Origin of the sequence: Vibrio sp. Vb1166 (assembly GCF_033338695.1) — a bacterium.
Lineage (GTDB): Bacteria > Pseudomonadota > Gammaproteobacteria > Enterobacterales > Vibrionaceae > Vibrio > Vibrio alginolyticus.
In genome coordinates this window covers 21,215-33,559 of sequence record NZ_JAWOTE010000021.1, presented here as the reverse complement: position 1 = coordinate 33,559, position 12,345 = coordinate 21,215, and the positions used below count along the sequence as shown (strand labels likewise).

Annotated in this window: 10 protein-coding genes; 5 read left to right on the top strand and 5 right to left on the bottom strand. The window is 44.7% G+C overall.

The window, feature by feature from the left end; genetic code table 11:
* Window positions 1-229: 229 nt before the first annotated feature.
* Window positions 230-793 (bottom strand): porin family protein, encoded by a 564-nt coding sequence (locus R7E51_RS18310; protein ID WP_005381668.1) that lies wholly within the window; start codon window positions 791-793, stop codon window positions 230-232.
* 398 nt (window positions 794-1,191) lie between these two features.
* Here R7E51_RS18310 and R7E51_RS18305 point away from each other — a divergent pair, with 398 nt between their 5' ends.
* The 4 genes from R7E51_RS18305 to R7E51_RS18290 all read left to right on the top strand — a co-directional run bounded on the left by R7E51_RS18305 (window position 1,192) and on the right by R7E51_RS18290 (window position 6,069).
* A complete protein-coding gene (locus R7E51_RS18305; RefSeq protein WP_047102126.1) occupies window positions 1,192-2,073 on the top strand; it encodes a LysR family transcriptional regulator in 882 nt (293 codons plus the stop codon).
* A 120-nt stretch (window positions 2,074-2,193) separates the two neighbouring features.
* Entirely contained in the window at window positions 2,194-3,729 is a 1,536-nt protein-coding gene (locus R7E51_RS18300; RefSeq protein ID WP_047102129.1) for a bifunctional GNAT family N-acetyltransferase/carbon-nitrogen hydrolase family protein, read from the top strand.
* Between the two features lie 204 nt (window positions 3,730-3,933).
* Entirely contained in the window at window positions 3,934-4,521 is a 588-nt protein-coding gene (locus tag R7E51_RS18295) for a DedA family protein (protein WP_005381671.1), read from the top strand.
* A gap of 180 nt (window positions 4,522-4,701) precedes the next feature.
* The gene (locus R7E51_RS18290) at window positions 4,702-6,069 is read left to right on the top strand and encodes a Na+/H+ antiporter NhaC family protein (protein ID WP_206958389.1); all 1,368 of its coding nucleotides are present in this window, start codon (window positions 4,702-4,704) and stop codon (window positions 6,067-6,069) included.
* Between the two features lie 74 nt (window positions 6,070-6,143).
* On the opposite strand, the gene R7E51_RS18285 is transcribed toward R7E51_RS18290, so the two are convergent.
* The 4 genes from R7E51_RS18285 to R7E51_RS18270 form a co-directional block, all read right to left on the bottom strand.
* Complete coding sequence (locus tag R7E51_RS18285) at window positions 6,144-6,983, bottom strand: 3-keto-5-aminohexanoate cleavage protein (RefSeq protein WP_158157263.1); 840 nt, start codon at window positions 6,981-6,983, stop codon at window positions 6,144-6,146.
* Window positions 6,974-8,305: an aspartate aminotransferase family protein gene (locus tag R7E51_RS18280; protein ID WP_206958386.1), complete on the bottom strand. Its 1,332-nt coding sequence runs from the start codon at window positions 8,303-8,305 to the stop codon at window positions 6,974-6,976. Before R7E51_RS18280 ends, R7E51_RS18285 begins: the two co-directional genes overlap by 10 nt.
* A gap of 207 nt (window positions 8,306-8,512) precedes the next feature.
* A complete protein-coding gene (locus R7E51_RS18275) occupies window positions 8,513-9,781 on the bottom strand; it encodes an O-acetylhomoserine aminocarboxypropyltransferase/cysteine synthase family protein (RefSeq protein WP_005381677.1) in 1,269 nt (422 codons plus the stop codon).
* Between the two features lie 117 nt (window positions 9,782-9,898).
* Window positions 9,899-10,810, bottom strand: a complete 912-nt coding sequence (locus R7E51_RS18270; RefSeq protein WP_206958384.1) for a LysR substrate-binding domain-containing protein — start codon at window positions 10,808-10,810, stop codon at window positions 9,899-9,901.
* Between the two features lie 106 nt (window positions 10,811-10,916).
* On the opposite strand from R7E51_RS18270, the gene R7E51_RS18265 reads away from it, so the two are divergent.
* Complete coding sequence (locus R7E51_RS18265; RefSeq protein WP_206958382.1) at window positions 10,917-12,173, top strand: D-amino acid dehydrogenase; 1,257 nt, start codon at window positions 10,917-10,919, stop codon at window positions 12,171-12,173.
* The last annotated feature ends 172 nt before the right edge of the window (window positions 12,174-12,345 follow it).

Sequence of the window (12,345 nt, the reverse complement as noted above, 5' to 3'; positions counted from 1 at the left end):
GCGATCGACCTATCGAGTATTACTTATAGAGTGATAAAACTTTGTTTTTCGAGACTAGTAAGAAGGTTAGATAGTCATGTTAGAAATGCTCTAAATATAGTAGAGTGACAGTAAAAGGCACGAACAATTATTCTAAAAACCGCTCTATTATCCTCAACTAGATTGAGTTCAGAGAAAGCGAAGCTATTTAGGCTTCGCTTTTTATTAGGGCTTAGAGTTGTTAACAATATTAGAAGCGATACTCTACACCTAGTGATGCTTGGTTAAAGTCTGTTTCCGTGTTTGCACCGTTCGCGACATTCTCCGCATTGAGTTCTACGTCGTACCACATATATTCTGCGTTAACTAAGAAGTTATCAGTAACTTTAAAACCGACACCGGCACCAGCGAATACACCTTCATCATCTTTGTTGCCTTGGAAGCCCGCAACGTTGTAATCCGTCGAGTACCACATTTGACCGCCTTTTGCGTAAAGGTCGACACGATCAGCAATGGGAGCGGTAACTTTTAGAGCCGCTGTATAGCCGTCCGTTTCGGCATTTGCTAGGTTATTACCATAGCTACCGAAATCAATGTAACCACCTTCCAACGCTAAGTAAGGATTAAAACGGTAACCAACTAAACCTTGAATAACATCGCTGTCATCATCAAAGTCATCTTGTCCATCAACTTTTAAGTAACCGTAGTTGGCGCCAACATATACACCATGATCGTTGGAGTCCGCAGCATGTGATAAAGTACTAAACGTTGCTAAAGAAAAAAGGCTAATCAAAGTAACAACATTGCTTTTCATTTCGTTCTCCTAATATAAGTTCTATTGAAGGTTCGAATAGTAAATAGCAAATGCAATGCCAACTTTAAATTAATGAAAAATATATTTAATTTTATAGAACACTGACAATCCTCTAAAGAACGCCGAACAAAAACAGAAAAAAAGAGCTGTCTGTTTACTTTATATAAACAATACTAAATTGAGGTTAATCGCTGATGTGAAAAAGATTCTTGTTAATTTGTAGATTTTTCAAAGAAATTAAATAAACATCTAAAATACTCTTGTAGATTAATCAGTCAAAAAACGCTTAGCTAGTTTTTATAAGAAAGGAAGCTAATCACACATACGTTGCATCTTACTTTGCTTCAAGCCGTGAATACTCTACTCTTTGCCTAAGCAGAGTTTAATGGAACTGAAGTATGTTAAAAGGCAGTGAATACCCTTCTATTCGAGCATTAAGGACGTTTGTCGCGGTCTCTAATTACCTCAGTTTCTCTAAAGCAGCGGATGCCCTATGTATTACGCAAAGCGCAGTAAGCAAACAAATCGCATCGCTGGAGCAATTGGTGGGTTTACCTTTAATACAAAGAGGGGCGAGTGGTATTGAGTTAACCGAAGAAGGCAAGCGTTATCTGCCGCAAGTCACAGAAGCTTTGGAGCTTATTCAGCATGCAACTGCCAACTTAATCCAGTCAGATTCAAAGCAAGAATTACTCACCGTGGACGTAACCCCTTCTTTTGCCAGTCTTTGGTTGATACCTAATATTGATGACTTCCACCAGCAACATCCTAACATCCGAGTAAGAGTCTGTACTGGGGATGGGAACGTCAAAGATTCGAGCAACGAAAGTGACTTACATATTCGCTGCCTTCCATTATCCACGCATTATGAATACAGCCACTTACTATGCGAAGAAATACTACTATTGGTCGGTTGTACTAACGCTCCTGCACTCAAGAATGTGCACGCTGTTAGCGACTATCCGCTGATACCTCAAATCACTCGTCCTCAGTTGTGGGAGCAATTTAAGGCGGCACATGCAGTAGAATCAACCGTTACCTATCACTCTGTAGGCTTTGAACATTTTTACCTAGCTTACGAAGCCGTCAAAATGGGAAAAGGACTCGCCTTACTTCCTGATTTTATGGCGCAGAATTCTATTTTGAGAGGGGATATCCAACATATTCTCAACCTAACTTTACAGAGTGGTTATGGTTATTACGTGATGATCCCGAATTATCGCCTATCGGCTAAGAAAGTGGCGGCGTTTTACGAATGGTTGAAGAGCAAACTAAGCTAATATTGTTTTCTTGAAATGCTTTTGGTAAACCAAAACAACTCAAAGACTTCAGTATCTGTCTGCTCCAAATTGTGGCATTCTCATTAACACTGTTTCAAAAGGATAAATGGATTGAAAGATATGGACAGCAATTCGCCCAAACTCTCATTACGTACCATTGAGCCAACGGATTACCCTGAGCTTGCAGAACTAATGGACTTAGTGTTTCCTGATGTTGGCGGCTCATGGCCACGGCTGACTATTATGGATCTCATTCATCAGTTTCCTGATGGCCAAATCTGTATTGAAGATAACGGCAAAATAGTCGGTGCAGCATTAACCATTAAAGTGGACTACAACCGCTTTTCTCTTCCTCATCTATATACCGACATCATTACCGAAAACAACGTCATACAGAATCAAGTAACCGGTGATGCAATGTATGGTCTCGATGTATTTGTCCACCCGGACTATCGAGGGCTACGTTTAGGTCGACGTTTGTATGATGCGCGTAAAGAGCTTTGCCGGAGTAAGAACTTCAAAGCAATTTTAGCCGGTGGCCGCATCCCGAATTACCACAAATATGCTGACGAATTGAGCGTGGCTGAATACATCGACAAGATAAAACGCCGTGAGCTTCACGATCCTATTTTGTCTTTTCAGCTTGCAAATGACTTCGATGTAAAGCGTATTATGCGTGGTTACTTGCCAGAGGATAGTGCTTCTAAAGGCTACGCAACTCTACTGGAGTGGGATAACTTTTTCTACGAAGAGGATATTCAATCCGTCCATGATGTAGAAAAAACGCTGATTCGTATTGGTGTTGTGCAGTGGCAAATGCGTGCTATGAATGACTTAGAGGACTTGCTCGATCAGGCTGAGTTCTTCATTTCTTCTCTTGCGAACTACAAAGCCGATTTCGCCCTATTCCCTGAATTCTTTAACGCGCCGCTGATGGGATTGCAAAACGACCAAAATTCCGTCGAAGCAATTCGCTTTTTGGCTAGCTTTACAGAAGAGATCAAAAACCGCTTCTCGCAGATGGCTGTCACCTACAACATCAACATTATTGCAGGCAGTATGCCCGTTATCGAAGATGGCAAACTGTATAATGTGGCCTACTTGCTGCAACGAGATGGTGAAATAAACGCTCAATATAAGATCCACATCACGCCCCATGAGCAAAAAGACTGGGTGATCGACGGTGGTGACAATGTTCAAGTGTTCGAAACCGATGCGGGCAAAGTCGGCATACTGATTTGTTATGACAGCGAATTCCCTGAATTGGGAAGAATGTTAGCAGAACAAGGCGCACAAATTGTATTCGTTCCTTTCTGGACGGACACAAAAAATGGCTACCAACGAGTACGAATCTGTTCCCAATCACGAGCCATCGAAAACGAATGCTACGTTGCAATTGGGGGCAGTGTCGGCAACTTACCTCGTGTTGATAATGTCGATATCCAGTACGCACAATCTGCCGTATTCTCACCGTCGGATATCTATTTCCCACACGATGCGACCTTGACAGAAGCAAGCGCCAACACCGAAATGATAATCTTCGCTGATGTTGATTTGACTAAGTTGAAACAGCTTAATACCGAAGGCTCTGTCACCAACTTACGTCATCGCCGCCTTGATTTGTATGGTGCATTCACCAAAGCCAAAGAGTCATAAGGATCTCCCTAATTCGCCGCTACCAAAGAGCGTGGCGGCGAATAAAGCCTGCTGCAGGTTGATTCTGCGCAATTATCAGAGGCATGTCAGTTTTTCTCAATGGTGAGAAACAAGAATTGACCCAATAGGACATTCGGAGTATCACTCCAACTTCGTTCCGCTTTTATTAGGGGAAAGCTTTTGGAACATATTAACGAACTTCTCGTGTCAATGAAGCCTTTGCTTGAGCAATACGGCTACGTTGCGCTGATTGTCAGTATATTTCTAGAAGGGATAGGTATCCCGATGCCTGGTCAATCACTGATGATCGCGGCATCTTTGCTCTCGTCAGAACAAGTCATGAACCTAAGTATGGTAATGATGGTATCGTGGCTGAGCTGCTTTTTGGGTAATACCTGTGGTTACCTAATCGGCTATTACTTTGAAGGCTGGTTGGATAAAAAAGGCTACATTTCCGGCCCGAAGATGCAAACGCTTCAATTGACTATCCAGAAATACGGCCCTACGTGCTTGGTCGTCAGCCGCTTTATTGAAGGAATGAAGCAATTTATGCCTCTTGCATGCGGTATCGCGAAAATGCCACGTAGAGAGTTTTTGCTCGGTAACGCCCTCGCGGCGACGGTTTGGGTATTGGTATTCAGCTTGTTAACTCACTTTGCATTTGAGCATTTAAGCGTGTTGAGCAACCTGTACACCGAATACAAATATCTGGTATGGGCATTTGCTGCTGTCTTATTTACGTGGATGGTTTTAGGTATTGTTAAACGCAAAAAAGCCAAATCAATGCAATAACAACAGTCTCTTCATTAGCGCATAACTAAAGCTCGTGGTATCAGTGAGATACGCAACACGAGCTTTTATCTTTTTCTTTACGTGTAAAATTTAAACAGCCATTTAGACGTCTAGACGTTGACAATGTAGAAATGTGATATTAGTCTGCTCTTCTCTCTTATCATTAACATTGTCGTTTACATGTCCGGTTCCCAACAAACTACTAAAACAGTTGCACCGTCTGCGGTCGCACTGATCCCATTAATTGTATTCCTTGCGCTATTTATTGGCGTAGGCACTTACTTATCTTTGCAAGGCGTGGAATTTGCCTTCTACCAGCTGCCTGCACCCATCGCGGTATTACCAGCCATCATCATTGCGTTTCTTTTAAGTAAAGAGAAACTTAACCGCTCAATCGAACACTTCATGCGTGGTGTTGGCCACCCAGACATCATCGCAATGTGTATGATCTATCTGCTTGCAGGTGCCTTTGCTGCGGTAGCAAAAGCCTCTGGCGGTGTTGATGCAACAGTGAACCTTGGTTTATCCGCTATTCCAACCAGCATGATTTTACCGGGCATTTTTCTGATTTCTGCTTTTATCGCAACAGCAATGGGCACTTCGATGGGTACCATCGCAGCCGTTGCCCCCGTAGCGTTGGGTATTGCTGAATCAGCAGGAATGAGCTTACCGTTAACCGCAGGCGTTGTGCTGAGCGGCGCTATGTTTGGTGATAACCTTTCTATCATCTCTGACACCACCATCGCGGCGACACGCTCTCAAGGTTGTGAGATGAAAGACAAGTTTAAAGAGAACATTCGTATTGCTTTACCTGCGGCGTTGATCGCGATTGCAGTGTTCGCTTTCAACAGTACTGCGACTCAAGTGCCTGCAACTGGCGATATTGAGTGGCTAAAAGTCTTGCCGTACATCACTATTTTGATCCTAGCGGTATCTGGTGTGAATGTGTTTGTGGTTCTGTCGATTGGCATTCTTTTGGCTGGCGGCGTGAGCTTGGCATCGATTGACAATTACGGACTAACTAATCTAGCCCAAGACGTTTACAAAGGCTTTGGTAACATGCAAGAGATCTTCTTGTTATCCATGTTGATTGGTGGTTTGAGTGAACTGATGCGTCGCCAAGGTGGTCTTGCTTTTCTAACAAATTTCGTTAGTAGCCTTATCCACGCGTTTGGCTCTAGTCACTCTAAGCATGCGAACAGTCGTGCAAGCGAGCTAGGTATTGCAAGTTTGGTATCAATGGTCAATGGCTGTACGGCAAACAACACCGTAGCCATCATTGTATCGGGCAGCGTTGCTCGCCAACTGGCGGAAGAGAATAATGTCTCTCCTCGCCGCTCAGCAAGCTTGTTAGACATTTTCTCATGCGTGGTGCAAGGCGTGTTGCCTTACGGTGCTCAAGTACTGCTGCTAGGTTCCGTATTCAACCTATCGCCACTTGAAGTAGTTGCCAATTCTTACTATTGTTTTGCATTAGCGATAGCGGCTGTTGTCGCGGTGTTTATCAAACATCCCGCTCGTCAACCTGTAGCGCAAACTGAGAACTAACGACAAATACCGAAAAGGCTCCGATGGAGCCTTTTTACTTTCCTTTCTTCTTTTTTTCTTTTCCGCGAGCAGATTTACTTCAAAGCTGAACGCAAACTTTGCGCACTGTGTAAAGGAATAGCAAAGCGATGCGCCACATCGCGTAGAGCTTCCACCTGAGCCGCGTTACTGATTGCTAATTCGCCTGCCACATCGACGTGGTTATTCTCAAACCCCACTCTCACATCGAATCCAAGTAACATCGCACTCGCTAAACAGTCTTGCTCTCGCGCGCCAAAAGCACAAATGGCACATCGAATTTCTTCCTCGACAAAACGCGCCAAATTCAAACCTCGTAAATCCCATGGCGAAGACTGTTGAGCTTGGTGATAACGCCCTAACACCACTAATGCATGCTGATGCGTTTTAGGTAACACGCCCGCATCACGCAGTTGGAAATAACGTTCAATGTCGGTTGCATCGTAGAGAATAATTTGGCTCACGATGTTGTGTTCTGCCACCCAATGGAAAAAGGCATGCCCTTCTTTCTCACTTGCGCGATCAGGGATTAACTCCCTCAATGCGAAAGAAGCCGCTTCTGGTTTCACAGCTTTAACTAACGCCATCTGTTGTGGCGGAGAATACAAGCCCACCGCCTCTGTGGTGAGCTGTACCATCATGTTTTGTCCCACTGCTTCTTTCACGGCATGGTAAATTGCCATGTTGTCGTCGATGTCTAATGAATGACGTCCGTTGGCGTCTCTAGCATGCAAATGGATCATAGCAGCCCCTGCCGTTTGACAAGCGATAGCCTCTGCAACCAGTTCGTCTGTTGTCATGGGTAAGCTGGCGTGATCGTACTTAGTTTTTCTTGCACCGTTTGGGGCCACGATAATAGCGATAGGCTCTCGTATAGATCGATTTTCTAATTCCATTCCTTCGCTACCTCTTTTAGCGTTAATGAGAGTTTGCCAACTAGCTCATCAATATGGTGAGGCTGAATAATGAATGGCGGTGCAAGCAAGATATGGTGCCCATTAACGCCATCAATCGTTCCGCCCATTGGGTAGCACATTAAGCCATTTTCCATTGCTTGCTGTTTGATGCGTTTGTCTGCCAATGTGGCTTTACTCAGAGGCGCCTTGCTTTCTTTATCCGCCACCAGCTCAATGCCAAAAAATAAGCCTTTACCACGAATGTCGCCAATGTACGGTAAATGGGCCAATTCAGAAGTAAGCTCATTACGCAGCAAAGCACTTTGCTGATTCACCGCCGTTAATAAATCATCTTGGAAGATGGTTTGAATGGTTGCCACGGCAGCAGCGCACGCCACAGGGTGCGCCATAAAGGTATGGCCATGTTGGAAAAAACCGCTTCCACCGGCAATAGCTTGGTAGACTCGATCATTCACAACCACCGCGCCAATAGGTTGATAACCCGCACCAAGCCCTTTAGCCATACACACCAGATCGGGTTCTGCCTCTTCTTGCTCAAATGCAAAAAAACTGCCACTGCGTCCAACGCCACACATGACCTCATCCAAGATCAATAACACATCGTATTGGTCGCATATTTCGCGAATACGCTTGAAGTAACCTTGTGTGGCAGTCACAGCTCCAGCGGTGGCTCCCACAATGGGCTCGGCGACAAAAGCCATGACATTATCAGCCCCCAACTCAAGAATTTTTGCCTCTAGCTCATTCGCCGCTCGCAATGAGTAATCCAATTCCGACTCATGACTCTGCTGATAACGATAAGCATAGCAAGGGGCGATATGATGGCTCGGGTGTAAGATGGGTTTGAACGGTTCACGTCGCCATTCATTACCTCCGACAGCCAAAGCCCCCAAGGTATTACCGTGATAACTTTGCTGACGCGCGATGAATTGCTTTTTCTCTGGCTTACCTGATTCCACGAAATACTGCCGCGCCATTTTTAGTGCCGACTCCACCGCTTCTGATCCGCCACTGACTAAATACACATGGTTGAACTGTTCAGGCATGTGCTGACAAATCAATTCTGCTAGGCGCTCACTGTTGTCACTAGTAAAAAATCCAGTATGAGCAAATGGCACTCGCTCGATCTGTTCCAACATGGCTTTTTTAACGGCGTGATGACTGTGGCCAAGGTTTGATACCGCAGCACCACCACAAGCATCGAGATACTGCTTTCCATGCTTATCGAATAGATAAACACCTTCACCTCTATCGATGATTGGCAGCGTGGCATGGCAATGACGGTGAAATACGTAAGACATTTGAGTCCCTTCCAATGTGTAATACTTGCACACATCATCAGGAACCACCCCAAACGTGACAAGAGAATAAATCTCACCCTCTATGAGCTTTTGGAATACCACAAACCAAAAACACCAAAACCCTTGATATTTAAACAATAAAATAAAAATAGGCCAGCTTTTTAAAGGCTGGCCTATGGGTAACCCAAAGCTAAAAACAGAATCGTTTTACGCGTTTAGTGCCTGTTCTAAATCGGCTAGAATATCGTCAATATGTTCAATGCCCACCGATAAACGAATCATCTCTGGAGACACACCAGCTTGTTTTTGTTCTGCTTCGCTCAATTGACGATGAGTCGTCGATGCAGGATGGCAAGCCAATGATTTTGCATCGCCAATGTTCACCAAACGCTTAAAGATTTTCAAAGCATCATAAAAACGCACACCTGCGTCATAACCGTCTTTTAAACCAAACGACAAAATCGCAGAAGGCTTACCTTTCATGTATTTTTCGGCGAGATGGAAGTGTTCAGAACTTGGCAATCCGGCATAACTTACCCAACTGACTTTGTCATTCTGTTCCAAGAATTCAGCCACTTTGAGTGTGTTCTCGGTATGGCGCTCCATACGCAGCGGTAACGTTTCTAGCCCTTGCATAAGCATAAATGCATTCATCGGTGATAATGCTGCTCCGGTATTACGCAGTGGTACGGTACGCGCACGCCCGATAAATGCCGCCTCACCAAACGCTTCGGTATACACCACGCCGTGGTAAGAAGGTTCTGGTTGGTTGAAAACAGGAAAGCGGTCTTTGTGCTGCGCCCAAGGGAATTTACCTGAATCCACAATCACGCCACCTAATGTGGTGCCATGCCCACCAACGTATTTAGTGAGAGAGTGAACTACGATATCCGCACCAAATTCGATGGGTTTGCAAAGCACTGGCGTCGCAACGGTGTTATCCACAATCACAGGTACGCCTTGTGCATGAGCAAGCTCCGCCACACGTTCTAAATCGATGATATTACCCGCAGGGTTACCAATGCTCTCGCAGTACACCGCTTTGGTATTTTCATCAATTAATTCGGCCAAACTTTCTGGCTTGTCATCTTTAGCAAACTTCACCTGAATACCTTGATTTGGGAGCATGTGCGCAAACAAGGTATAAGTACCGCCATAAAGTTGCGGCGTAGAAACGATGTTATCGCCCGCTTGCGCTAAGGTCAGAATTGCATAGTTAATCGCTGCACTCCCCGCACTCACGACCAATCCAGCAATGCCGCCTTCTAACGCCGCCATGCGTTTTTCCAGAACATCGTTAGTCGGATTCATGATGCGAGTGTAGATATTCCCCGGCACTTCCAAGTTAAACAGATCAGCGCCGTGCTGCGCGTTGTCAAACTCGTACGCGACTGTTTGATAAATCGGCGTCGCGACAGATTTAGTGGTAGGGTCAGTTTCGTAACCAAAATGGATGGATAGCGTTTCGTCTTTCATGTTCTTCCCTGTCTTTCATCACTCAAATAGCGGCAAGCAAAGCACTTACCTTGCTTAAAACTTATATTGCCCAATTTTTCAACAAATAACGTAGGGATGAATCACAGAGATAAAACGCTAATTCAACTGTCCAAGTAACCAGTGACGAAACGTTTCTGTCGCATTCGTACGTGTGTTCATGATCAAGTAATACCCTGCATTGGCAGGAATCGGTTTGAATGGAGAAACCAAACGCTCTGTCGTCAATTCATCCTCAATCAGTGCCATTCGTGCCATCGCAATCCCAACGCCTGCTTCGGCTGCAGACATCGCCATATCCGTTCGATTAAAAAAGTGTCCGATATCGGTTTTAAAATCCAACCCCATCGCTGACGCCCAATATAGCCACTCATAGTCACGCGTCGCTTTTTCCCATGGCATCGCATCGTGTAGTAGCGTCGCCTCTTGCCATTGCTTCACTGGCATTGAGGTTTTTTGTTCACCAAACAACGTTTTTAGCCAGCCATGATCTTCAAGGTATTTTGGACTCATCACCGGCAGCAGATGCTCATCCAAAATCAGCTCCGCGTTAGCATTTCTATAAGGATGAAGACCATAGTCAATTGCGACGTCATAGTCTTTTATCTCACTATTTACCAGCGCACCTTCCGCAAAGATTTGTACTTGGATATCCGGATTATCATGATGGAAGCTTTCGAGCTTTGGGACTAACCATTTGAAAGCAAAAGAAGGCGTCAACTTCAAACGAATTTCATTAGTTTGCTTTTCTACTTTGAGCTCATCAAGCAATTTGCTCAGTTCCGAAAAGTGAAACTGCGTCGCTTGGTGTAACTGAGTGCCTTTTACGGTTAAACGAATACCGCGAGAGTGGCGTTCAAATAAAGTAAAACCTAATAACGCTTCCAAATGAATAATTTGTTGGCTTATGGCACCAGTGGTGAGGTGTAAATGTCTTGCAGCACCAGTAAAGCTGTTGTACTCCGCGACTTGGCTAAATAGACATAAGCCACTTATCAGATTACTTTTCATCCTTGAGCCTATAGTTTTTCTAAACGCTGCGTGTAATTTATATCGATTGTTAACAAAAGGTAAAGAAAAGAAACTGAGCACTCTGATAAATGTGTGGAGTGCATCAATGGAAGTCATCGTATTAGGCAGCGGCGTTATCGGCTTAACCTCTGCTTGGTATTTATCTCAAGCAGGCTATCAAGTTACCGTCATTGACCGCCAACCAAGCAGTGCCATGGAAACGAGCTTCGCCAATGCCGGGCAGATTTCATATGGCTATTCTTCGCCTTGGGCTGCGCCTGGTGTTCCTGTTAAAGCCATTAAGTGGTTAATGGAGGAGCATGCTCCACTTAAAATCAAACCCACTCTGAATGCCGACATGATCCGCTGGGCGAGTAAAATGGTCGCGAACTGCACCCTACCTCGCTATCAAGTTAACAAGGCTCGCATGCTTTCGATCGCTAACCACAGCCGTGTTTGCTTAGAACAGTTACGCCAAGAACACGCCATTGAGTATCAAGGACGTCAGTTTGGGACCTTGCAAGTATTCCGAACACATCAACAGCTGCAAGCCATTGAAAAGGACATGCAGCTCCTTGAACAAAGCGGAACCCGATTTAAGCTAATGGACGTCGAACAATGTATTGAACAAGAGCCAGGGCTTGCACTTGTGAAAGACAAACTGGTTGGTGGCTTGCATCTACCTGATGACGAAACGGGCGATTGCCATCAATTTTGCCAACAACTAACGGAGCTTGCTAAGGCACACGGTGTCCGATTTGAGTTCGATACTGAAGTAAGCAATTGGGTTACAGTAGGTAAAAAGATCATAGGTGTCCAAACGAACCGAGGACAATTTAAAGCAGACCAATATGTGGTGGCCTCTGGCAGCTACTCTACAGCGCTACTCAAGCAACTCGATATTGATATTCCGGTCTACCCTGTCAAAGGCTATTCACTCACCATCCCGATGGAAGATGAACACTTCTCTCCTCGATCTACTGTGATGGATGAAACCTACAAAGTCGCTATGACTCGATTTGATGACCGAATTCGCGTAGCTGGCACCGCAGAATTAGCAGGGTTTGATGCTTCCCTTCCACAAAAGCGCAAAAACACCATCGAAATGGTCATCCGTGATCTTTTTCCTCGTTGTGGTGACTTCAGACAAGCTGAGTTTTGGAGCGGCTTTAGGCCAATGACGCCTGATGGCACACCAATTATCGGCGCGACTAAATACGATAACCTTTTTACTAACACCGGACACGGAACTCTGGGTTGGACGATGGCTTGTGGTTCAGGTCAATTGCTAGCAAGCGTAATGAAAGGTGAAAAAACAAAAGTGATGGATAATGCGGAGCTTAACCTTTGTCGTTACGCCTGAGGACATGACTGAACAAAAAACAGGCAGACACTTACTCCACAAAATGCATAACCACTGGCATTTTTAACTCATCAAAATCGCAGCACATTTAAATGACAATGTGCTGCATAATTAATCATCAAGCAAATCTTCTACCTAAAAGGAGCAAATAAGCAACAAGAACCAAATTTTA

Excerpts from the sequence above, each read along its gene's own strand:
- R7E51_RS18310 (WP_005381668.1), bottom strand. The coding sequence starts at position 793 with ATGAAAAGCAATGTTGTTACTTTGATTAGCCTTTTTTCTTTAGCAACG.
- R7E51_RS18305 (WP_047102126.1), top strand. The coding sequence starts at position 1,192 with ATGTTAAAAGGCAGTGAATACCCTTCTATTCGAGCATTAAGGACGTTT.
- R7E51_RS18300 (WP_047102129.1), top strand. The coding sequence starts at position 2,194 with ATGGACAGCAATTCGCCCAAACTCTCATTACGTACCATTGAGCCAACG.
- R7E51_RS18290 (WP_206958389.1), top strand. The coding sequence starts at position 4,702 with ATGTCCGGTTCCCAACAAACTACTAAAACAGTTGCACCGTCTGCGGTC.
- R7E51_RS18285 (WP_158157263.1), bottom strand. The coding sequence starts at position 6,983 with ATGGAATTAGAAAATCGATCTATACGAGAGCCTATCGCTATTATCGTG.
- R7E51_RS18280 (WP_206958386.1), bottom strand. The coding sequence starts at position 8,305 with ATGTCTTACGTATTTCACCGTCATTGCCATGCCACGCTGCCAATCATC.
- R7E51_RS18275 (WP_005381677.1), bottom strand. The coding sequence starts at position 9,781 with ATGAAAGACGAAACGCTATCCATCCATTTTGGTTACGAAACTGACCCT.
- R7E51_RS18270 (WP_206958384.1), bottom strand. The coding sequence starts at position 10,810 with ATGAAAAGTAATCTGATAAGTGGCTTATGTCTATTTAGCCAAGTCGCG.
- R7E51_RS18265 (WP_206958382.1), top strand. The coding sequence starts at position 10,917 with ATGGAAGTCATCGTATTAGGCAGCGGCGTTATCGGCTTAACCTCTGCT.